Origin of the sequence: Runella sp. (assembly GCF_027484545.1) — a bacterium.
Taxonomy (GTDB): domain Bacteria; phylum Bacteroidota; class Bacteroidia; order Cytophagales; family Spirosomataceae; genus Runella.
Genome location: NZ_JAIXST010000340.1, coordinates 1 through 23,232 on the forward strand (window position 1 = coordinate 1; position 23,232 = coordinate 23,232).

At 42.3% G+C, this 23,232-nt stretch carries 19 protein-coding genes; 12 read left to right on the forward strand and 7 right to left on the reverse strand.

Annotated features, from left to right (window positions below; all coding sequences use genetic code 11):
• Positions 1 to 139 precede the first annotated feature (139 nt).
• Complete coding sequence (locus tag Q0081_RS30305) at positions 140 to 1,195, forward strand: cysteine peptidase family C39 domain-containing protein (protein ID WP_298362478.1); 1,056 nt, start codon at positions 140 to 142, stop codon at positions 1,193 to 1,195.
• Positions 1,146 to 2,381: a peptidase domain-containing ABC transporter gene (locus Q0081_RS30310; RefSeq protein WP_298362481.1), complete on the forward strand. Its 1,236-nt coding sequence runs from the start codon at positions 1,146 to 1,148 to the stop codon at positions 2,379 to 2,381. Before Q0081_RS30305 ends, Q0081_RS30310 begins: the two co-directional genes overlap by 50 nt.
• An 11-nt stretch (positions 2,382 to 2,392) precedes the next feature.
• Here Q0081_RS30310 and Q0081_RS30315 read toward each other — a convergent pair whose 3' ends face one another.
• Both Q0081_RS30315 and ggt read right to left on the reverse strand, forming a co-directional pair.
• Entirely contained in the window at positions 2,393 to 3,214 is an 822-nt protein-coding gene (locus Q0081_RS30315; protein ID WP_298362483.1) for an alpha/beta fold hydrolase, read from the reverse strand.
• The gene (ggt, locus tag Q0081_RS30320) at positions 3,192 to 4,949 is read right to left on the reverse strand and encodes a gamma-glutamyltransferase (protein WP_298362485.1); all 1,758 of its coding nucleotides are present in this window, start codon (positions 4,947 to 4,949) and stop codon (positions 3,192 to 3,194) included. Before ggt ends, Q0081_RS30315 begins: the two co-directional genes overlap by 23 nt.
• A gap of 181 nt (positions 4,950 to 5,130) precedes the next feature.
• Here ggt and Q0081_RS30325 point away from each other — a divergent pair, with 181 nt between their 5' ends.
• Positions 5,131 to 5,622 (forward strand): hypothetical protein, encoded by a 492-nt coding sequence (locus Q0081_RS30325; protein WP_298362488.1) that lies wholly within the window; start codon positions 5,131 to 5,133, stop codon positions 5,620 to 5,622.
• An 18-nt stretch (positions 5,623 to 5,640) separates the two neighbouring features.
• Here the strand turns inward: Q0081_RS30325 and Q0081_RS30330 are convergent, their stop codons facing one another.
• Positions 5,641 to 6,399 (reverse strand): NrtR DNA-binding winged helix domain-containing protein, encoded by a 759-nt coding sequence (locus tag Q0081_RS30330; RefSeq protein ID WP_298362491.1) that lies wholly within the window; start codon positions 6,397 to 6,399, stop codon positions 5,641 to 5,643.
• Positions 6,400 to 6,605: 206 nt separating this feature from the next.
• Here Q0081_RS30330 and Q0081_RS30335 point away from each other — a divergent pair, with 206 nt between their 5' ends.
• Both Q0081_RS30335 and Q0081_RS30340 read left to right on the forward strand, forming a co-directional pair.
• A complete protein-coding gene (locus Q0081_RS30335) occupies positions 6,606 to 7,292 on the forward strand; it encodes a MotA/TolQ/ExbB proton channel family protein (RefSeq protein WP_298362494.1) in 687 nt (228 codons plus the stop codon).
• 75 nt (positions 7,293 to 7,367) lie between these two features.
• Complete coding sequence (locus Q0081_RS30340) at positions 7,368 to 7,760, forward strand: biopolymer transporter ExbD (RefSeq protein WP_298362497.1); 393 nt, start codon at positions 7,368 to 7,370, stop codon at positions 7,758 to 7,760.
• On the opposite strand, the gene Q0081_RS30345 is transcribed toward Q0081_RS30340, so the two are convergent.
• Positions 7,761 to 8,309, reverse strand: coding sequence for a hypothetical protein (locus Q0081_RS30345; protein WP_298362500.1), 549 nt, complete (start codon positions 8,307 to 8,309; stop codon positions 7,761 to 7,763).
• Position 8,310: 1 nt separating this feature from the next.
• Positions 8,311 to 8,670 carry a DUF4296 domain-containing protein gene (locus Q0081_RS30350; protein WP_298362503.1) on the reverse strand — a complete coding sequence of 120 codons (360 nt, stop codon included), beginning with the start codon at positions 8,668 to 8,670 and terminating at the stop codon, positions 8,311 to 8,313.
• A 44-nt stretch (positions 8,671 to 8,714) separates the two neighbouring features.
• Between Q0081_RS30350 and Q0081_RS30355 the strand changes: the two genes are divergently transcribed.
• From Q0081_RS30355 to Q0081_RS30370, 4 genes are all read left to right on the forward strand, one after another.
• The gene (locus Q0081_RS30355; protein ID WP_298362506.1) at positions 8,715 to 9,584 is read left to right on the forward strand and encodes a DUF58 domain-containing protein; all 870 of its coding nucleotides are present in this window, start codon (positions 8,715 to 8,717) and stop codon (positions 9,582 to 9,584) included.
• A gap of 69 nt (positions 9,585 to 9,653) precedes the next feature.
• A complete protein-coding gene (locus Q0081_RS30360; protein WP_298362510.1) occupies positions 9,654 to 10,379 on the forward strand; it encodes a sulfite exporter TauE/SafE family protein in 726 nt (241 codons plus the stop codon).
• Between the two features lie 25 nt (positions 10,380 to 10,404).
• Positions 10,405 to 11,019 carry a phosphatase PAP2 family protein gene (locus Q0081_RS30365; protein WP_298362514.1) on the forward strand — a complete coding sequence of 205 codons (615 nt, stop codon included), beginning with the start codon at positions 10,405 to 10,407 and terminating at the stop codon, positions 11,017 to 11,019.
• Positions 11,020 to 11,069: 50 nt separating this feature from the next.
• Positions 11,070 to 12,056 (forward strand): aldo/keto reductase, encoded by a 987-nt coding sequence (locus Q0081_RS30370; protein ID WP_298362518.1) that lies wholly within the window; start codon positions 11,070 to 11,072, stop codon positions 12,054 to 12,056.
• Between the two features lie 79 nt (positions 12,057 to 12,135).
• Here Q0081_RS30370 and Q0081_RS30375 read toward each other — a convergent pair whose 3' ends face one another.
• Both Q0081_RS30375 and Q0081_RS30380 read right to left on the reverse strand, forming a co-directional pair.
• Positions 12,136 to 14,364: a hypothetical protein gene (locus Q0081_RS30375; RefSeq protein WP_298362521.1), complete on the reverse strand. Its 2,229-nt coding sequence runs from the start codon at positions 14,362 to 14,364 to the stop codon at positions 12,136 to 12,138.
• 47 nt (positions 14,365 to 14,411) lie between these two features.
• Positions 14,412 to 16,664 (reverse strand): two-component regulator propeller domain-containing protein, encoded by a 2,253-nt coding sequence (locus Q0081_RS30380; RefSeq protein WP_298362524.1) that lies wholly within the window; start codon positions 16,662 to 16,664, stop codon positions 14,412 to 14,414.
• A 280-nt stretch (positions 16,665 to 16,944) separates the two neighbouring features.
• Here Q0081_RS30380 and Q0081_RS30385 point away from each other — a divergent pair, with 280 nt between their 5' ends.
• From Q0081_RS30385 to Q0081_RS30395, 3 genes are all read left to right on the forward strand, one after another.
• Positions 16,945 to 17,487 (forward strand): RNA polymerase sigma-70 factor, encoded by a 543-nt coding sequence (locus tag Q0081_RS30385; protein ID WP_298362534.1) that lies wholly within the window; start codon positions 16,945 to 16,947, stop codon positions 17,485 to 17,487.
• A 279-nt stretch (positions 17,488 to 17,766) separates the two neighbouring features.
• Complete coding sequence (locus tag Q0081_RS30390) at positions 17,767 to 21,150, forward strand: SusC/RagA family TonB-linked outer membrane protein (protein ID WP_298362527.1); 3,384 nt, start codon at positions 17,767 to 17,769, stop codon at positions 21,148 to 21,150.
• 29 nt (positions 21,151 to 21,179) lie between these two features.
• The gene (locus tag Q0081_RS30395; RefSeq protein WP_298362531.1) at positions 21,180 to 22,817 is read left to right on the forward strand and encodes a SusD/RagB family nutrient-binding outer membrane lipoprotein; all 1,638 of its coding nucleotides are present in this window, start codon (positions 21,180 to 21,182) and stop codon (positions 22,815 to 22,817) included.
• Positions 22,818 to 23,232 lie beyond the last annotated feature (415 nt).

The window sequence follows — 23,232 nt, forward strand, 5'->3', positions numbered from 1 at the left end:
CTAAAACAGTTTCGCCTATATCAGTTGTGATTTCAATTTTTACTTTTGCCATAATTGTGATTTTGAAAACAAAAATAACAGGACAAAAGGGTTAACACACAAAATATTACAGCGGGAATTAATTTAGAGATTGTGGGTAATGAAAAAAAATAAAATTCCTTTCATTCGCCAACAAGACCAAAGCGATTGTGGTGTAGCTTGCTTGGCATCAGTGGTGCGGCATTTTGGGGGAGAGGTGTCGTTGGAGCGGCTTCGGGCCTTGAGTGGCACTTCTAAGCAAGGCACTACACTGTTGGGATTATGTCAGGCAGCCCAACAAATAGGGCTGGAGGCCGAGGGGTTTGAAGCTGAAAGTATCGAAATGCTGTATGAGTTACCCCATCCTGTTATCCTGCACGTAGTGATGGAAGGGAAATTGGAGCATTATGTGGTGGCCAGCCCCAGCCCCCTAGCCCCCAGTGGGGGAACAAAAAAAACAGGTTTTTTTGTGATTAGTGACCCTGCTAAGGGTGTGGTAGAGATGAGTGAAAGTGAGTTAGAGGCGATTTGGAAATCCAAGATTTTGCTTCAATTGACGCCTACGGAGCGCTTTCAGAAAAACGCGAGTACTACCGGTCAAAAATTACGCTGGCTCAAAAGCCTGATTCAAGAAGAGTTGCCTATTTTGATGATTGCGGCCGTACTGGGCGTAGTAGTTGCGGTGTTGGGATTAGGAATGTCTCTTTTTTCGCAAAAACTAATTGATGAGATTTTGCCCCAACAAAATACCGAAAAACTCATCATCGGGTTGGTGCTGTTGGGTTTGCTTTTGTTGATACGTTCGGGTATCACCTACCTTCGAGCCTTGTTTTTGCTTCGCCAAGCCCAAAGTTTCAATAATCGCGTCGCGGGGAGTTTCTACGAGAAATTGATTCGATTACCCAAATCGTTTTTTGATACCCGCAAAACAGGCGACCTCATTGCCCGAATGCACGATACGCGCCGTATTCAGTCGGTTATTGCGTCCTTGGCGGGTAGTGTGCTGATTGATTTTTTGGTAGTGGTGATTTCAGCAGTATTTGTCTTTGTGTATTCGGTGGAGGTTGGGGCACTTACGTTGGTAAGTTTGCCTTTTTTCGGTTGGTTGGTGTGGCGATCGGCGCATTATGCAACACCAACGGGCGGTAATGGCGGGCTACGCGCGAGTAGAGAGTGAGTATGTAGATACCATCACGGGAATAGGAGCCATAAAAGCAGCAGGGCGAGAAGATTTTTTCACCAAAACTACCCAAGCTATTTATCAATCATTTCAGCAAAAGTCATACAACTTGGGGCTTTTGGGAACTCGCTACGGAATTTGGGCGGAGGTTTTTGGGGTGCTAATGACGGTAGCGATGCTGTCAGTTTTGTCGATATTGGTTTTACAAAAACAGCTCAAAGTGGGCGAAATGATGGCTGTCATTGGCATTGCATCAGGGATGATAGGGGCTGTGGGGCGATTGGCCACGCTTAATATTCAACTTCAGGAAGCCCGCATCGCCTTTGAACGGATGTACGAGTTTACGAGTTTGGAAAGTGAAATGAGTAATACTGTAAATTCGGATTACAAATCCGAATCCGGAAGCGTCCCGACAGTTCGCCGCGCGATTACAAATCAGGACGAGCAAAAGGAGTTTGTTTTTGAGTCATTGATTGTCAAAAGCCTTTCTTTTCGTTTTGCGGGGCGTTCGGCTTTGCTCAAAAATATTTCGTTGGAGCTTCACAAAGGCGAAACGATTGCTTTATTGGGCGAAAGTGGCCATGGGAAAAGCACACTGATGCAGATTTTGCAGAAATTTTACGATTGGGAGTCAGGCGAAGTAAGCATAAACGGCCAAGATTTACGAACAGTAGATACAGGCTTCTGGCGGGAAAATATAGGCGTTGTCCCGCAGGAAATTAAGATTTTCAACGGTACACTGTTAGAAAATATCGTTTTAGGCAAACTCGCCCAACCCAAAGAAGTAGTTCAGTTTTGTAAAGATTTGGGGTTTGGCTATTTTTTTGAACAGTTGCCTCAAAGTTATCTGACATTGGTAGGTGAAGAAGGAATTAATTTGTCGGGCGGACAAAAACAGTTGGTGGCACTGGCGCGTGCCTTGTGGCAAAAGCCACAATTATTGCTACTTGATGAGGCTACCGCTTCGATGGATAAAAACACGGAGCAATTTGTATTGCAACTTTTACAGCATCTGAGGACAACAATGACTGTTTTGTTAATAACGCACAAAGTTCAAACTGCTCGCCAAGCAAACCGTATTTATATTATCGAAAATGGGCGCACTGATGATTACGGAACGCCCCAACAATTACTTCAAAGCCCAAACCTTTACAGCGAAGGATGGCAAGAGTTGGCATTTTAAGACAGTATTTATTAAACCTGTCGAAACCAGTCCGCCACCTTTTCAATCAGCCGATGATGTCCTGTTTTTAAAATAATTGGCTTCAATTCAGGCAATTGTTTGGTAAGAGGAAGTACATAATGAACAGGCAGTAAGGCATCGTGTTTTCCGAGAAAAATCTTTACATCAATTTTGTTTTTCTTAACCAATTGGGCAACAAGTTTCATATCGGCCCGAATCAGGCTAAAACCTATCCACGAACGATACACTCGTTCGCGTTGCTCAGGAGTTGAAAGGGTTGTTTCGGCAAATTTGACAGCGCTTTTTTCAACTAAACCCATACTCACTAACAATTCTGCCAATTTCTTAAAACGACTGACATTGCTTACAAAGAATCGAAACAGATTTTTGCTCAACCAAAACCGCGTAGCTAGTCGATACCAAGGGCTTTCAGTAATACCGTCGGGCGCCAAAAGCCAGCAGGATTCGATACGGTTGGGAAAGAGTTGAAGGGTAGCCAAAGCAAACTTTCCTCCCATACTAAAGCCCACAATTGAAAATCTCTCAATCTTATTTATACTTAAAAAATCTTCTAAAAAAGCTTTCCATTCTGCCAACGTCAGTTTTTCAGTGGTAAGGACAGGGCTTTGGCCATGAAAAGGCAAATCAAACAAATAAAAGGTGTATTGCTCTTTCAAAACTTCGACCAATGGCAAGAAACAACGGTGGTCCTGACCAATGCCGTGAAAACCCAACATCACTTTTGGGCCATTTCCATAGACAAACCTATAAGGTTTTAAAAACCTTATAGGTTTAGAAGAAGGGTTCGAATCAGTATCCAACACTTGTGTCATCACCACGGGGGTCAGAACCGCCTTCCAAAGTACCGTCGGGGCGCACAAGAATACAATCCATGCGTCCGATGGTATTCCGTTGCATTTCAAGGATATACCCGCGCGACTGAAGTCTTTGAATTACCCCTTCTGTAAAAGCACCACTTTCAAAGGTTGTTTTGTCGGGAAGCCATTGGTGGTGAAATTTAAAGGCATTGACAGACTCCTGCATGGTCATACCGTGTTCAAGTACGTTGAGGATTGTCTGAAAAACCGACGTAATAATTGTAGAGCCGCCCGGCGTACCTACCACCATGTACAATTTTTTACCTTTTTCTACAATCGTTGGCGTCATAGAAGACAACATTCGTTTACTGGGTGCAATGGCGTTGGCTTCGCTCCCAATCAGGCCAAACATATTAGGAACACCTGGCTTGATACTAAAATCGTCCATTTCATTGTTCATAAAAAAACCTGCACCTTTCACCACCACACGACTACCATAGCCTCCGTTGAGGGTTGTCGTCACCGATACGGCATTACCTTCTTTATCCACAATCGAAAAGTGCGTAGTTTCTAAACTCTCATACGTGGGAATATATCCGCCCTTCACCACTTTGCTTTCCGAAGCTTTATTAAAGTCAAAATCTTCCCAGCGTTGTTTGAGGTAATCTGGACTAATTAACTCTCTTACAGGAACTTTAACAAAGTCGGGGTCGCCCAAAAACTTTGCTCTGTCGGCATACACGCGGCGTTCTGCCTCAATCATTACCTGAATGGTAGAGTCAGCGTGCCATCCCCAACGTTTGAGTGGATAAGGCTCTACAAATTTCAAAAGTTGCAACAAAGCCACACCGCCACTCGAAACAGGTGGCATCGTAATGAGCTTATAGTCTTTGTATTGCCCAACCAACGGCGTACGCCAGGCAGAGTGATATTGGTTGAGGTCTTCATCGGTAATAAACCCTTTTCCTCTTTCCATTTCGGCTACCAGCAATGCAGCCGTCTCGCCTTCATAAAATCCAGCTCTACCCTTTTCCTGAATTCGACGGAGGGTTTTTCCTAAATCTTTCTGAACGAGCAAATCCCCCGCCTTCCATTCACGCCCATCAGGGAGACGAAAATAGGTAGTATCAGAGTTTACTTTCAGAAGATCGTTTTTGATACGATTCAGGCCAGTAGCTTCTTTTGCAGTTAATATAACCCCTTTTTCTGCCAAATCAATGGCGGGTTGAAGAAGCATATTCCAAGGGAGATTACCAAATTTTTTGTGGACTTCTACCATTCCATCTACTGAGCCAGGCACCCCACTTGCCAAATGCCCCGTAAGGCTAAGACCTGGAATAACATCTCCTTTGGCATCCAAGTACATATCTTTATGACCTTTGAGCGGGGCTTTTTCCCGAAAATCGAGGGTATAATTTTTACCTTTTCTTGTACGATACACAAAAAAACCTCCACCGCCAATATTACCGGCTGACGGGTGAACAACCGCCAGCGCAAACTGTACCGCCACGGCAGCATCGGTGGCGTTTCCTCCCTTTTTTAAGATGTCTATACCTACTTTGGATGCTTCAGGGTGTGCCGAGGCTACCATTCCATTGGAAGCAACAACTCCCTGACGGTCAGAATAAAAAGGTTTTTGATTGGGGTCGTCGGTAAGGAATTGATAGAACCCTTTGTTTTCTTTTACTTCCTGACAAAAGGCATTAATACTGACTGAAACCGCTACTAAGAGAAGGGATAATTTATTCATAAAGTTTGTTGGGAAATGTTTTGGGTTTCAATTTACAAAAACTCCTTAATTTTTAGTTTACAAGCTATTGAAAATTAGAACAATCATGCCCCAATGCTTGTCATGTGGCACCTTACAGAAATACCTATTTTGTTTCAAAACCAAAAGTTTTAGAAATTGCAGCCGAATAAAAACCAATGCTATGGCGATTTTTGATGACGACGATGATGATGAGGAGGATTTTGATGGAGAAGAGTTTAATTCTGAAGAGGCAAAACGAGATTTTCAACGAGAACATGACCGTGTTGAAAATATGCCAATTATGAAAAAGGCGCGCGAAATTTTTGAAATTGTAGATTCATTGATGGAATTGATTGACGAAGAAGATGATTTTATGGCGCACTACCGTGGATTGTTGTTTGAAGATGCGAGCATTATCTGCGCCAAAATCGCAGGAGCCGAGGGAGGCGATTTATATACCTTACGGATGGAAAACGCCGTCGTTATCAAAATCCATGCCCGTAGTTTATTGACCCAGACTTCAGGCCTCAAGATGATGGGTTTTAAGGAAACGCGCTATCTAAAAGTGCTTCGCGATGCCATTGAAGAATTCAGACTACTTTTTATTGAGTGGGTCAACAGCTTTGACAAATCCAATGATATTCCCGATGAGTGGGGTCCTTTATTTCGATAAACTTCTTTTTTGACTCTTTTAGATTTCAAACAGAAGTCCTTTAGAAAGCAATTCCTGATAGCGTTTTTCATCAAAACAAAAAAAGTAAGCACCTCGACGAGAGGTTCCTTTTTGCTTTTCTTTCAATTTGACCAAAAGATTCATATTCAGAATTTTTTTGCTGAAATTCCGTTTATCCAAAGGACGCCCCATGATTGATTCGTACAAATTTCGGAGTTCCAGCATGGTAAACTTTTCGGGTAAAAGCTCAAATCCAATCGGCTGATAACGCACCTTACGGCGAAGTTGCTCCAGTGCTTTTTCAAACATCTGAGGGTGGTCATACACCAAGTCTAATTGAGCCACTTTAGAGATAGGCCACCACGTAGCACCATACTCATGCGAAAGTTTAGGAAGCGTTGGCTCAACCTCAATAAGTGCATAATAGCAGGTCGTAATAACACGCTCTGTGGGTACCCGAGATACGTTTCCAAACGTGTATACCTGCTCCATATAGACGTTTATCAAACCAGTTAGGCGTTCAACGGTATTGCGAGCCGCATCATCAATATTTTCGTCGGGATGCACAAAACCTCCCAATAACGCCCAATAACCTTTAAAGGGGTCATAAAGGAATTTGTGCAACAATACATGAAGCTCTGTGCCATAAAATCCAAAAATAACACAGTCAACCGAATTGAGTAAACTGATTTCTCCGGCATGATAATGGGGAGAAGCAGTATCAACAAAACGAATAATGGATGTGTCGTTTTTACTAATGTCCGAAGAACGAGTCATCAAAAGAATGTTTTCAACAATACACTTAAAAGACAGGATTGACATAAAAATACCATTCTATCCGGGATTTTTCAATTTTCAGCCTAATAACCTATAGCCAAGCAGGGTATTTAAGGCCATAAAGGCGAGAAATTTGTATATTTGAACTCTCTAAACAATATTCCACCAAATCTTTCCGTTTTTGACACAGCAAAAACCTAACAGTAATGATTCTACTTCAAGCGCAAACCGCCGTTGATTCCGTAGCTACTACCGCTGCTTCTGCCTCAGGAATTTCTTTATTTGACTTAGTAATGAAAGGAGGATGGGTAATGATTCCTCTCCTACTTATGTTTTTCGCAACCTTGTTTCTTATTATCGAACGTTGGTTAGCTATCAATGCCAACGGAAAAATCGAAAATAGTTTCATTGATAATATGAAGGATTTTGTGCAGCAGGGCAACATCAAATCTGCCGAATCGCTGTGCCGTAATCAACGCTCAGCTGCGGGGCGAATTTTTGAAAAAGCCGTAGGAAGGATTGGTTATACTATCAAAGACATTGAAAGTACGATTGAAAATGCCAGCCAAATTGAATTGGCTCGTTTAGAAAGCAATCTTGCCTATTTGGGAGTAATTGCGGGTATCGCGCCCATGCTAGGGTTCGTTGGTACTATCTCAGGCATTATCAATATATTCTACAGCATTTCGCAATCAAACGACTTCAATATCAGTACCATTGCAAGTGGTATGTACGAAAAAATGGTTACTTCCGGCGCGGGTTTGATCGTAGGTTTGATTGCGTATATGGGCTATCACATGCTCAATATGAAAATAGACCGTCTTGCCCTAAAACTTCAGGCAGGCGCATTTGATTTCTTAGACGTTTTGCAAAAACCGATTACAAGCCGTTAAGTAGTGTTATCCGTTTATAGGAAGAGAAATTAAGTTTCGGATAACCGGTAACCATTAACAGTTTACTTTATAACCATGAAAATCCGTCGAAAAAAAGCATTTGTGCCCAAGGTATTTACCGAATCATTGAATGACATCATGTTCTTCCTGATGCTGTTCTTTTTAATTATTTCTACGATGGTGAATCCCAACGTCATTAAAATGATGTTGCCTAAAGCGTCGGCTGCTCAGCAAATGCAAAAGAAGCAAACCACTATAGCCGTAAATGCTGACAAGGAATATTTTATTGACCGCCAACCGATAGCTAAAGATCAATTGGAAACTCAGCTTCAAACTATTTTTGCCGGAGTGGAAGAAAAGACCGTAATCTTGCAAGTGGACCAGTCTATCTCTGTACAGGACTTAGTGGATGTATTGGCCATTGGAGCCAAACTTGACATCAAAATGGTGATGGCAGTTAAGAAATAATTATGGCCACTGCTTCGGAATTTCCAAGGTACGTGCATAGTTCTTAGAGCAGTGGCTGTGTACATAATTCAATAGCTTTTGCACATCCCGTTCAAAATCTACAAAGTAATCGGGGTTAAATTTGTTCAGCTTCTTCACTAAGCTATCCACTTTCTTAGCAATGTATTCTGCACACGAGTCGCTGCGGCTGTTGTGAATGAGCAATAGAGCGGATTGATGCTCAAAAAAAGTCAGAAACAGGTAAATACTCAACTCAATCTCACCGTATTTATCTTTGGTAATTTTGACGTGTTGGCTTATTTCTCCGCTAAAACTCCTCATATCCATCATCATCCAACCCGGCGTATCGTGCGTTCTTGCCGCTACTTTTAAGATTCTCTGTTTGATATCATCACGGCGTATTTGAACTGTATCTCCGTGTTCAATCAGTTCAAATTCAAAACGTTGTACCAAATTAGAATCTTTGGCAACCAGCCGAAGAAGCAACTTGTCTTTTTCTTTTTGAGGCATTTGGATAATCGCCCTTTTGAGTTCTTCCGAAAGAGCCATACTACAAACCTTTATAATCTTTTTTCTTTTGACGAGTTTCCAATTTTTTAACTACGTCGGTATAAATCCGCTCCATAAAAACAGGGTTGGTTGAATAAAACTGGTAACTGCGATTATAAGCAGCAGAATCTGTACCGTATTTTTTGAAGATTTTCTGTTTCAAATATTCCGTTACAATCGTGGAAGAATCAAGTGAAGTCATTCCCAAACGCCCTACCCGTGCTTCGAGTAAGTGCATATCGGTCAGGATTTGAGTCATTTTTGCTTCTGAAAGTGTCCCTTCGGGAATTTTTGGGTCATCTTGGCAACCGGTCAGTAAAACCGTTAGGATTAAAAAAGGAAACAATAAGCGGGGTATCATGGCTGATTTTTGTATTTTTGAATGGTTCAGCTACAAAATTACGAATGATTGAGCAATTTATAACCAAGATACGTCAGTACGAGATTCGGATTCGTAAGGCCGTCAATGCCGATATGCGAGGCAGTTTTCGTTCCGTTTTTAAAGGTTCAGGCTTGGAATTTACCGACTTGCGCGAATACCAATACGGCGATGATGTGCGTACAATTGACTGGAACGTATCGGCCAAAGGCCACGGGACCTTTGTAAAAATCTTTCGGGAAGAGAAAGAACAGACCGTTTTCTTTCTGCTGGACGTGAGTGGCTCGCAACAGGTAGGAGAAGCCACACATGTTAAATTGGACACCGCTAAAGAGATCTGCGGTGTATTAGCTCTTTCGGCCATTCAGGAAGCAAGCCACGTTGGCTTATTATGTTTTTCCGATCAAAAAGAAAAATACATTCGCCCTTCCAACGGCATGAAGCATGGTTATCAGTTGATTACGGAATTATATAAACTAAAACCTCAATCTCTGAAAACGAATCTTGCGGAAGCTATTTTATTTACACTCAAGGTAGTCAAACGTCGGAGTGTAGTTATTTTTGTTTCCGATTTTATTGACAAAAACTACGAACACAACCTTCGCGCCTTGGCTCGGAAACACGATTTGGTCATGGTTCACCTCCTTGATCAACGCGAAACGAACCTACCTCGTTTGGGTATTATCCCCATGCGTGACCCCGAAACAAATAAAACGACTTGGATTAATACTTCTTCACTTTGGTTCCGCCGTCGAATACGGCAGGACTTTTCTCACCTTAGCAAAAAAATTGAGCAATTTGCACGACAAAACGACATTAATTACGTAGCGATTGACGCCAAGGAAGATTACGTAAGTCCATTGGTTAAACTATTCAGAATCAGACGTAAAGGATAAGCCTCATAGGCAAAGTTGTATAAGTTACGAAGTCGTTATATATTTGAAGAAATAACGTATTCCTGACTCATGCAAGATTATTGGCAACTGTTATTGATAGGTATCATGGCTTTTTTGTACGCTTCTGTCGGGCACGGCGGAGCGAGCGGTTATTTGGCATTGATGGCCCTCTTTGGCACTTCACCCGCTTTGATGAAATCTTCGGCATTGATTCTTAACGTATTTGTTTCCCTTATTGCCTTTATCCAATACTACCGTGCCGGGCATTTTCGATGGAATTTATTTTGGCCGTTTGTGATTACAAGTATTCCCTTATCCTACATTGGAGCTACCTTACCCATTACTGATTCATTGTACAAAAAACTTCTGGCCATGGCATTGGCCATTGCCATTGCACGAATGCTGTTTCAACCGGTTGATAAAAAAGAAACAAAGCCCGTTGTGCTGTGGCTCAGTTTGTTGATTGGAGCAGCGATTGGAGTATTGTCGGGAATGTTGGGAATTGGAGGCGGTATTATTCTGAGTCCCGTGATTTTATTGTTGGGATGGGGACGAGTCAAAGAAACGGCAGCCGTTTCCGCTTTATTTATTTTTGTCAATTCCATGTCGGGTTTATACGGGCTTTTTCAAAAAGGATTTGTTCCCAATACACAACTAAGTACTTGGCTAATAGCCGCTTTGATTGGCGGAACGCTGGGCGCTTATCAAGGCAGTTTTAAATTCAATCTTCAAACATTGCGTTATATTTTGGCCTCCGTATTGCTGATTGCAGTGGCAAAGCTATATTTGACTTAGCATCCCTCAATTTAGATTTCTGTACGTGAAAAAATACCTCTTCTTCCTGTGCTTGTTTTCGTGGAAAATAAGCGCCCAACACTTGAATACTCACTTACTTCAAAACATCTATGGTCCTATTCAACCGACCAACGTGAGTGTCGAAAAATTCCTGTCGTCCACTGCTACCCCTGTAAGTTTGGCACTGCCCGCTGGGTTGTTGATAGCGGGTTTTTCAACCAAAAACAAAACGTTACAAAGTCAAGGATGGCAGGCACTAGGAGGGTTTGTTATTGGAAATGCAGTTACACAAATCACCAAAAGAATCGTATTACGCGAACGCCCGTTTATCGCACAACCCTCTCTTTTTGTAGCTCGAATAGAAGGTGAAGAACCCAATTATTCTTTTCCATCCGGACATACAACTACAGCTTTTGCCACTGCCACCACTTTAGCAATCAATTACCGAAAATGGTACGTCATTGTGCCTGCGTACGCATGGGCAGGAGCCATTGGTTACTCACGAATGCGCTTAGGTGTGCATTACCCAAGCGATGTACTGGCAGGAGCAGTAACAGGTGCCGCAGGTGCGTGGCTTTCTTACAAAATTCAGAAAAAATGGCAACAACGAATGCAGCGTAAAGCTCAAAAACCGTTGTAACACTTTTTGCGATTCTTGTCTATGAATAAACGATCAACTTAATACTACCGATGAATTACCGAAAATTAGGAAAAACAGGATTTGAAATTTCAGAAATAAGTCTGGGTACATGGCAGGTTGGCGGCAAATGGGGCGATGAGTTCAGCCACGAAAACGCCGAAAAAATCCTTCATGCTGCTGTAGATTCAGGAATTAACTTTATTGATACTGCCGATGTATACGGAGCAGGTGAAAGCGAAAAAGCCGTAGGAAAATTCGTCAAAAGTCGTTCGGAACGTATTTATGTAGCTACCAAGTGCGGTCGCCAATTAAATCCACACGTCAACGAGGCGTATCAGCCTGCCATACTGCGCAAATTTGTGGAAGACAGTCTCAAAAATATGGGGCTCGAAACGCTTGATTTGATTCAACTGCACTGTCCGCCTACTGAAGTCTATTACCGACCCGAAATTTTTGAATTGTTTGACCGATTGAAAGACGAAGGTAAAATCCTGAATCTTGGCATCAGTGTTGAAAAAGTGGAAGAAGCACTCAAAGGAATTGAATTTGAGAATGTTACAACTGTTCAAATCATCTTTAACATGTTTCGTCAACGCCCTGCGGAATTGTTTTTTGAACAGGCGCAAAAGAAAAATGTGGGCGTTATCGTACGCGTCCCTTTGGCAAGCGGCTTATTGACGGGGAAATTTTCTAAAAATTCGACTTTTACCGCAGGCGACCACCGTTTCTTTAACCGCAATGGTGAACAATTTGACAAAGGCGAAACTTTTTCAGGTATTGACTATGAAACGGGTTTGGCTGCCGTAGAAGAATTGAAGACCTTATTTCCTGCTTATGCGAATCTTGCTCCCGTAGCCCTTCGTTGGATTTTACAATTTGCGGCAGTAAGTACCATTATTCCAGGTGCTTCCCGTCCCGAACAGGCAACGGCCAACTTAGAAGCATTGGGTATTCCTGATTTAACTTCAGAAAAGCTGTCTGCCGTCAACGCCATTTACTCGAAATACATTAAATCACAGGTGCACCATTTGTGGTAAATTGTTAAGGCTTTGGTTAACAAAAAATAGACTGCCCAAAAACCGACAGTCTATTTTTTACTGATTTTTTGAATATTCTCTACTTCTTTGGCTCGCTGATTACGCCCAAATACCTTCCCATCCAATACGGCAAAAGCCAAATATCGCCGGCGCTGTGCTCAGAAGTACCGTTGCTGCCTGCACGGTCTAATTGAAACATGTTTCCATTATGACGCTGCACAGGTCGTTCGTCGGGGGGCAACACTTCTTTGAGGGTCTGATTACGGAAATTAGGGGCTATTTTTTCAACGTCTTTACGGTGGCTATTCGAAATTGCCCAGTCAATAAGGTCGAGCGGGTGTTCCTGCAAATACCAAACCGCTTCTTTCAAATCAAATTCCTGAGCCCCTGTCAATGCCGTAAAGATGTTCCAGGCTCCTTCTTTTTCGGGGCGTTCTATTTGCCAATGGTCGATAATCGCTTCTTTGTATTTGGCCTTGAGCGTATCGTTGAAAGCATAACGATACAATCCCCAATAACTCACAAAATACATTTCGTCGTCAGAGTGATTCCAACCATCGGAGAGGAGTTTACTGAGATCATCGGCTTCGCCGGGCGCGGGACTGATTTCTTTCATCGGCCGCATCAGATTTTCTAAATAGCCGTGTTTTTGCATCAATTCAAACGCCTTCTCCTTATACTTTTCTTTCTTCGTAAAATGATAAGCCGTTTGCAGCATCGCTACAATATTAGAAGAAGTAATCTTACGGTCGCCGACGTTTTTGGGAAATGCATTAACATAGTCCGGGCTCCAGCGTCCCCAAGCGGTAGGTTTACCATCAAAGTCAATCAGGTAATAATTGTTTTTGACGATGTGCGCCATGAGCGTATCAATGAGCGTAATCGCACGACTTTTCATGTCGGGGTCATCTATCAATTCCGCCATGGCCCCAAAGGCAAAGATATGTCCAACGGCTTCGTCGCTGCTCGTCGTCGCTTTCCAATCCCATTCAGGGTCGAGAGCATGTTGCCAACGGTCAGGGTCAGAAAGCTGAGAAATATAACCGCTTCTTTCAAACGAACGGGAAGGAAAACCCGGAATAGGATTGATGGTATAAAGACGCTCCATAGCGTCTAACGCTTCGCGGCAATTTTTGAGCGCATCTGCGTCTTTGGTCGCGGCATAGCGAAAAATCTCTCCTCCTAAATACATCGAAGTCCAAAGACCGTCGTTGTCGGAGTCAGCCAAATAACCCGAAGCAATATTGCCTTTTTCCATGTTGTCTAACGAAGCGTTAAATCCGTTCCGAATGTGGCGACTGCGAACCTGCTCTTCATAATACATTGCTTTGTCGTGCAGCGTCATTTCTTTGAAACAAATCTGTCCCAACCCGGCAGTTGTCAATATCAAAACTGACTTTTTGGGTCCTTCGGAAATATGGACGACGCTATTGCCCGGTAACCAACGTTCACCGTTATAATAATCAAATTTACCATCAGAGCGAAGTGCAAAAGCACCATTGGTGGTACCAAACCAAACTTTATCGCCAATTACTTTCACAGCCGTTATTTCTATCCATGGCAGTTTTTTCTGAATTTCGCCCCTTTGTTTTTTGGTTGCAATATCAAATTCCAAATAACCGTCATTGGTTCCGACGATGAGTTTTTTTGCATCGGCTGTTACATCGAAAGCCGTGAAACCAGTTCCCTCAAAAACTTTGGTCAGTTTGTTGTCGGCTAACGTCAGCGTTTGAACTGATTTTTTACCCAAAATCCAAAAGGTTGCGGCATCGCTTTGGTATCGAATCGAAAGTACTTCATCTTCACTGCCCCCCTTCCAAAGCGAAGTAGAATCTTTAATCAGTTGTAAGGACTTACCATCTGAAATCAAAAACGTAAAATCTTTCCCTCCCGCAAAAAGTCGCGCCGCAGGAAGTTGATGCTTAGAAAACAGTTTTCCGGCCCATGAGTTGCTCAATACCGTTTTATCGTCCAAAAACACAAATTGCTCTTCATAGATACTCAATGCCGTTACTTTCTTGTTTTTGAGGGGGCGATACGTGCCATCGGCCTGTAACTTTCCGTGGTACAAAAACTGCCCGTCGTAAGGTTGGAATAAACCAGAGGTTGAAAGCATTTTGATAACGCCGTTGCGGTCGCTAAAAGCAGAAAGCAGCATTCCGTCTGAGGGTTGAGAATAATATTTAACGCTGTAATCTTGCAGAAAAGGTACATCTTCGTGAACGGGTTGCGTCGTTGATTTTTTGCTGCAAGAGACAAAAAGACCCACGCAAAAACTCCACAAGAGGATTGATTTAATAGTTGACATAAATAAATTAAGTGAGTGATTTGTGATAATAGAAATGAATAGTAGCGCTAACGAATCATACCCAGATAGCGCCCCATCCAGTAAGGAAGTTGCCAAAAAACGGGTTCGCGTTCACGGGAAGGATCACCTCCTTTGGCAGTCCAAGGGTTTTTATCCCAACGAACCGTCATGCGAAGACTTGGAGGTTGTAATATATTGACTTGTTCATCTTCCAACACCGGCTCCCGCACTATCCTGACATCTTCGCGTTTGGAATGGTCAATCGGCCAATCTATGAGGTCGAGGGGAGTATCAACCAAGAAATCAACCGAATTTTGAAGCTCTACCTTTTTATTTCTTGAATAGCAATAAATGAAATTGATGAGCGGGTTATGGTCGCCTTTGCGTTTTTCAAACCAATCATCCATGTGTTTTTGGTAAAAAGCCAATCGCTTGGGGTCGTTCTCGCATTTTATAAGAATAGGATAAACGTAGGCTTGCAACATGACATCAAAATAGATAAACCACGCCGGGTTTTGATGAATCACATTAGCCATATTTTCCAGATAATGCTCTTGATTGATTAGCCGCAGGTATTCCTTTTGGTATTTATCATCGTTAGTCATGTAGTGGGCCAATTTGAGGAAGGCCAACATTTCCATTGAGTTTTGGCTTTTATCAGGTGTCCACTCGGGGTCACGATTAATTTGGTCCGGCGACCACACTGACCAACGCGTAGGTTTGCCATCGACATCTACAAAATTGTATTTGTGGGTAATGAGGTAATCCACAATCCGCACCACGTGTTTGCGAACTACTGCTTTTTCGGCCTCGTCAGCTACCAATTCATAATAAAAATAATAACCGAACATGTGTCCGCACATTTCGTCGCTGCTGGTATCCCCTTTCCAAAGCCATTTACTATCTTTGGATTTTCTCCATCGGATTTCAACGGGTTTGAAACGCGGCTCTTTTACCAACTCTTCAGCCAACTGTTGCGGTGTGTAGGTTTGATTTCCATCGTGTACATTGGTCCAATCAGAAGGTACAATCGTACGGGCAAAAAAACCATCCGTATCCGTAACTTCCTGCAATAATTTCAGAAAACCAAATGCTTTTCGGGCATTTTCTTTCGCATCAGAACTCTTTGAAGCAGCATACCTAAAACTTTCCATGACGAGGTAGTTACCCGTATATTCGCCATCGTTGTCATCATCTTCAGGTTGCCAAGTGGTAAGGTCTCCTGCTTTTTCCAAGCGACATTGCCCAGCTATCCACGGAGCACGGATATGACGTTTTAGCAACACCTCCTGAAAATAGTCATTTTTCTGAGCCAAGGTCATTTTTTGGCGTTTAATGACACTTATCCCTTTCAAAGTCGCTATCCAGGCATTTCCATTTTCATCAAAAGCAATGTCTTTGACGTAGTCATCAAGCAACCAACGTCGACTAAAACGCAACGAATGAGTGCCATCAACATAATAACGCACGACGCCTTTCTCAGTCCCTACCCAAACCGTACCTTCAGCATCTGTCTTGATACAGGTGACATACACACTTGGCAAGCCCTCCGTTGGAGTAATCGCCCGCTTTTTTTTGAAATGATCAATGATACTGACACCGCCCAATCCACCGGCCCAAAGTTGTTGATTCGGCCCGGTTGTAATACCTTTTATATATCCGCTTATTACTTCATCCTGACCTCGTAAAACGGTCGTTTTTTCTTCCTTATTAATATAATACAATCCGACATCACTCGCGAGCCACAATCCACCCTGATTATCGGCCACCGCATCACGGACTGACCGAGGGATTTCGTAGTTTTTTTTACTAAAATTTTGGCCGTCGAAAAACCATATTCCTTTGGGGCCAATGGCGTATACACCTTTGGAAGCAGCACACACGACAGAAACAGGCGCCTCCGGACCGGGGATTAATTTAAGTTGATTATTCTTAAAGCGGTACACTCCTTTCCAAGTTCCCACCCATACATTCGATTGGGCATCAGTCGTCACCGAGAAAGCCGGTCCTTGATCGGCTCCCGTTTGTACAGTTTTCCAGAGAGCATGTTTGGCTTTCTTTATAAAAACACCTGCGGCCGTCGCTATCCAGGTATTTTCTTCCGCATCTATAACTATGCTTCTTACTTCACTATTTTCCATGCCCTTTGGCAGTGGATAGGCTTCATGCGTTTCCTGCCAAAATGCCGCATCAGCATAAACCGATACCTTCTCCTGCCCCCTTACTGCGATAAAAAACAGAAGCGTTATGGTGAGCAGGTTCATCGACCTATAAAGTCCCTTGGAGATATACAGTTTCATGGCAAGACAATGACGTTTTCATAAATAATACTTCATTGGAGCTTTGCAGGGCTATTACGTAACCATTAAATTTTAAGGTTAGCAAAAGATGAAAATACGCCTAAGCATAGTCTAGTATTATATTTTTATTATCACATTTTAAGTTTGCGCAATTTGAGGATATATTTACGCAAATTGAGACGGTTTGTTTTGTACGATGGTGTACTTTTACTTCACAGATCAGTGATTGTCTGATGATTTCGGAGTCTATGTCAAAACCTTTATCCTACTACCTTACACCATGGCCTGCATCAACGAATACATTCTGCGGAAAGTTATCCAAGGAGATCAAATAGCCTTTGCGGAGCTGTACAATCATTACAAAACCCCCGCGATTAAGTTTTGTGTTTCGCTTGTCAAAGATGAAGAGGAAGCAGAAAACATGATTCACGATGTATTTATAAAAATCTGGGAAAAACGTAACCAAATTAACCCTGATTTGAACTTCAATTCCTATTTATTTACCTGTTTAAGGAACCTGGCATTTGACCATTTCAAAAAAATGGAAAAGAGTCAATTTCTCAGGCAACAATACATGGACAGAATGGAAGAAATGCACGATGGAGCAACCGAAGCCGAAGAAGCAAAAATTATCTTACTCCGAGCTGGGATAGATTCCTTATCGGAAAAACGTAAGCAAATCTTAAAGTTGAATGTAGAAGAAGGCAAATCCTATCAGGAGATTGCCGAACTCATGAGAATATCAAAAAATACGGTCAAAAATCAACTCGTGAAAGCAAAGCAATTTTTGCGTGAGCGAGTAGATTTAGCCGCCGTACTTTAATCATACAGCTATTCCTGCTATCCACACCATTTTAAATTCTTTCCAATAAAAAATCGGGGAACTACCTCGTCCTATCTCTACACAATACCTATCTTTTATTTATTTATCGGATATTAAGTATGGCATGACCAATATCATACCATATAGACCTTATTTTCAATTAGTTGCAACTATCCTTTGGGTAAGTTCATTTTAAAAATATTTTTCACTTCAGTAGTCCTAACAGTATGTGCCTGTAGTATTTGTGAGTACCAATCTTTTAACCAATCCAATAAAATTATGAAATTTAGATCTATCCTCCAACAAATGTTGAGGCCTCTTCTCATCACTGCGATGGTTGTGGGGGTCGGCTTTGGTACGGCGTGGGCGCAAGTCCGAACCGTAACGGGCAAAATCACCTCCAAAGAAGGCGGTAACGGGATGCCCGGCGTAAACATAGTTCTCAAAGGGACACAAAAAGGCTCCAGCAGTAATGCCTCAGGTAACTATACCATTGAAGTAACCGGCAATAATCCGACATTGGTTTTCTCTTTTGTGGGTTACACATTAGTAGAGATGCCAGTAGGAACCAAAAGTGTCATTGACGTAACTATGGAACCAGGTGCCGAAAATCTACAAGAAGTAGTCGTAACTGCCTTAGGAATCAGCCGAGAAAAGCGCTCATTGGCTTTCTCCGTAGGTGAATTAAAATCAGAAGACATCGTAAAAGCGGGAAACCCTAACCTATTGAAATCCTTAGACGGTAAGGTAAGCGGGGTTAACCTGACCAACATCAGCAGCGACCCAACTTCTTCGGTGTTGGTTAACATTCGCGGTACGTCGGCGATGCCAACGTTGAGCGACGCCAACGTTTCTTTGAAAAGCCAACCTTTGTATGTAATCAACGGTATTCCGGTAGGTACTCAATCATTTACGAATAAAGACGGGGTAGACTTTGGTAATATTCTCTCTCAATTAAACCCGGAAGATATTGCTTCGGTTACCATCCTGAAGGGCGGTAGTGCCGGTGCTTTGTATGGTGCTGAAGGCGGAAATGGTGTTATCATGATTACCACCAAGTCGGGTGCAGGTCTGAAAAAAGGAATTGGGGTAAGTTATACTACTTCAGCTACGACGGATAGAGCCTATCAGTTTTTCCCGGAGCAAATGGGTTATGGACAAGGGGAAAGAGCCTACGAATGGCAATATGACAATACCGATACGTGGGGACCTAAATTGGATGGCAAGTTTTCGTCGAATTATTGGGACGTAACAGCCAAGCAGTGGAAAACCGGCCCAATGGTTTCCGCCAATGAAGACCGGGTAAAAGCGTATTTGCGAAACGGAAGTACGATGACGAATACCATTGGGGTAACGGGCAATTATGACAAAGGTTCTTTCCGCTTCTCTATCTCGGATATGAACAATAAAGGGGTAATGCCAAACACCAAAACAGACCAGAAATCTTTCAGCCTCAATACTACTTACAATCTGACCAAAGACGTTCGGGTTTCGGTGAGCGGAAGCTACATTAAAACGTTCTCGCCTAATAAACAAAACACGACAGGCTCTAACAGTGTATTGAACGATTTGCTGTTTAATATCCCTACCAACTTACAGCCACTTGACCAGATGCGGGATTACTGGTTAACAGGATTTGCCGGAGTTCGTCAAAATGGCGCTATTATGAAAGATAACGGAATCGATGTAGCTCAAAACAATCCTTGGTGGAATACCTACGAAAAAATCCACAAATTTGGCCGCGATAATTATTTCGGTAAAGTACAGTTGGATTGGCAATTGTCTAAACCTTTCTCTTTATTGGTCCGCACAGGAATGCAAAACGTAAAAGAGAATTATGAGTTGAGACAGTCTTGGGGAGGAAAAGGAGACGCATTTGGACAATTTGTGACTGGTAATACCAGCAGTGTAGAGGCCAACACTGACGCGATTCTTACCTATAATCAAAATTTTGGCAAGTTATCGGTAACAGTAGCAGGGGGTGGTAACTACCGCTATACCAATGCCAATGCTATGGAAATCATAGGAGGTGATTTAAGTTCGCCATCGCTATTTACAGTCGGAAATATCAAAGCGGGAACGTTAACGGTAAGCGGTACTCCAAATAGTGGTAATAGTCCTTACTTAGTAGGTCAATCAGTAAGTGCCTACGGAACTGCTAACTTTGGATACAATAGCCAACTATTCTTAGAAGTGACCGGACGTAACGACTGGAAAGGGGCTTACTCACAGGAAAAAATCAGCTATTTCTACCCTTCGGCTTCATTGAGTTGGGTGGCTTCCGAAACCTTTAAATTACCACAGTTCTTCAATTTGGTAAAAGCTCGCTTGAACTACGCTGACGTAGGAAATGGCTTGGTAAGAAGAAGATCAATTGATACCTATAGCTATGATGCTAGCCCTTGGGGTTCAATCAATACAGTAAGCTTGAACGCAAGTCTTGTAGATCCAGCTCTGAAAGCACAACACTCCGTTTCTAAAGAAATTGGAACAGATATTTGGATGCTGCACAATAGAATCAAATTTGACTTTACATATTTCGTAAAAGACCAAAAAGACCAGATTGACAATATTCCTTTGGTTCAGGGAACAGGTTATACCGGTCTGTTGACAAACATTGGTGATGTACGCAACCAAGGATTTGAGTGGGGTTTAAACTTTACACCCATCAAAACCAAAGATTTGACTTGGGATATTTCGGCCAGTTTTACTCACTACAAAGCTAAAATCACCCGTTTGTCTGACAAATTTGCCCCGTCCGGCTACGTGTTTGCCAGTTATGATGGAAAGACCAAAGTAAAAATTGCCGAAGGAGAAGTAATCGGAAGTATTTACGAAGAAAACCCGGTAAAGAGAGTTCAAACGGGTAAATATGCAGGTATGCCGCTATTGGATGGTTCGGAAGGTAAAATTCAAAAATCCAGCGACGAGAGAGACCGCGGTAAATTGGGCAACTTTAACCCTGATTTTATCTTAGGCTTAAATTCTACGCTTAAATACAAACAATTTACGCTTGGATTGGTAGGTAGCTTTCGTAAAGGTGGAAAATATGTATCCGTTAATCAGCAATATGCAGAATCGAACGGTAGAGCTACTACGACTCTGGGTTCTGGCGCGAATAATCCTTATTGGGTGGGAGGTCGTGATGCTGAAAACGGTGGTTTGGTTTGGCCAGCTGAGAACGCCAGCCAATACGCTGCCATTAATTCTAACAACAACGACAAACGCTCTAATTTCCAAGATGCCAGCTACGTAAAAGGAGTATTCTTAAATCCTGATTACAAAGGTGACCCGGCCAAAGCTACCGATGCTGATTACATTGTTAACGGAGCGGATCCTAAGAATACCTTCTATGATTTCCCTTACAATGGCTACGGTGACATCATCTGGAACTTCTCGGCTACCAGAACGTATGATGCAACCAACTTTAAGATGAGAGAAATTACGCTTGCTTATACATTACCAAAAGCAATCACAAGCAAGTATAATTTAAGCAATGTAACGTTTGCGTTGATTGGCAGAAATGTGTTCCAATGGAATGCCTCTGGCCGTAACGAAGACCCCGAATCAGCTTTTAGCGGTGTAGGAACTAACCAAGGAATTCTGAGAGCGACTTTACCGAGCATTCGTTCGTATGGATTTAAGCTTTCACTTGATTTTTAACAGTAAACTTCATTTGTAAATCAAAAGATATGAAATCGTTTTCAAAAATATTCGCATTTGTCTTGGTGGCGGGCGTATTCTCCTGCAGCAAAGATGAATTAAGGGTGTATGATACTGTGCAGCAGTTAGACGCGGTCGAATCCGTCAATGATCCCTTTTTATTGGCCTCTGTAATCAAACAAACTTCGCTGTTTTATCAGGGAATGAGCTTTGACAACCGTCGCCTTCCCAGCGCCGTTCAACACATGCAAAGCAACTACCAAAGCGGCGACAACTTCTACTCCGGCTTTAAGTCACCCATCGACGATATGTACTCTGCCATGAACATTCTTAAATTGGTAGATGGCTCCATCGGTTTGGCGGATAAAAGAGCATCAAAAACTCATAAAGGTATCTTTATTACGTTCCGCGTATTGTTGTTTTCGTTCATGACCGACTTTTATGGTGATGTTTACTACACAGAAGCCCTGAAAGCCCGTGAAGGAATTTTGTATCCTAAATACGACAAACAAACTGCCACTTACGCAGGTTTGTTGAAGGAATTGGACGATGCTACGGCGCTTATGACTGCTGGTACGGAGCCTATTGATAAAAGCTACGACATCATGTTTGGCGGAGACAAAACCAAGTGGATAAAATTCGCCAACTCATTGAAATTGCGTTTATTGATGCGAGCTTCAAGTAAGATGACGGATGCAGGCACAAAAATAACGGCGCTGCTGAACTCTCCTCTTTTAACCGATGCCACTGAAAATGCTTCTATAGCTTACGTAGGGGTAACGGCTGATAACTCATGGAAAGGCGGAACCATCAACTGGGGCTCAGTAGATGAATTCAATAAAAGAAGACCCTGCAAAACCTTAGTTGACAAATTGACGGATTTGAAAGACCCTCGTTTGAATATTTGGGTAGCTCCCGTTGAAATGCCGTGGACTACTGATAAAACTAAAGATGGAGTTAGCTTTACGACCACTGACCCGAATGGATTTACATACACTTCGAAATGGGAATACCTGGATTTGAACAACAAAGACATGTCAGCCCAAACTTCCAATATCACTGATACTGACAAACCATACGTAGGGTTTATCGCGGGGATGTTGAGCGATTGGAAAAATGGAAACGGTCACTACAATACGGCAGCAGGTGGTGTTGTGGGCAACTTTAAAGTATCTCAATTCTCTCAATTGTTCCGTCAAAACAAACATGCTTTGCTGAAAGCCCAAATCATGAACAGTGACGAAGTTCAGTTCATTTTGGCAGAAGCCGCCGCAAAAGGACTGATTTCAGGAAGCGCTGATACGTACTACCGTAAAGGTATTACCAATTCATTGTTGCGTTGGGGTGTAAAACAGGCCGACATTGATAAATACTTGGCACAATCAAGCATTACATTACCTGCCGATAAAGCAGGTCAATTGGCAAAAATTGCTGACCAGAAATGGCTTGCTTTGTTCCTTGTTTCGTCAGAAGCGTATTTAGACTTACGCCGTACCGGTTTACCTAATATTTTCAACAATGGCCGTTTGACAGGCTTCCCATTCCCGGTTCGTTACCGCTATCCGGGCAATGAGTTGGGTCAAAATAAAGTGGCCTATGACCTTGGGGTGAGTACTTTGTCACCCGCTGTAGACGACCAATTCTCAAAAATGTGGTTGTTGCAATAATCAGAGAACGCTATTTAAAAACACTAAGGATAGAAAATAAAAGCCTTGGTAATTTTTTGGGTTAGTTGAACAAAAAAAGGGCAGATAGTATCCGCCCTTTTTTTTGCCCTTAATTTTACAATTCATTATCCGATGTATTCGTAAAAAACTCTTAACTCATAATTTATGAACAGGTTATCGAAAAATAATTGAATAAATTGATAGTACATTCTTCAATGTATACAGTATGTCATTACCTAAAGTAGGTTGACGTAAAATCAACTTATTTTATGAGCGAACAAAATTCAAGGCCTAAGAAAAGTACAAATTTAAAGATTCGTCAAAGGCGGATATTCAGTGAGGAGTTCAAACGAGAGAAAGTTCAGGAAATAATCTCTGGACATCAAAGTATCGGTTCTTTTTGTAAATTATGGTC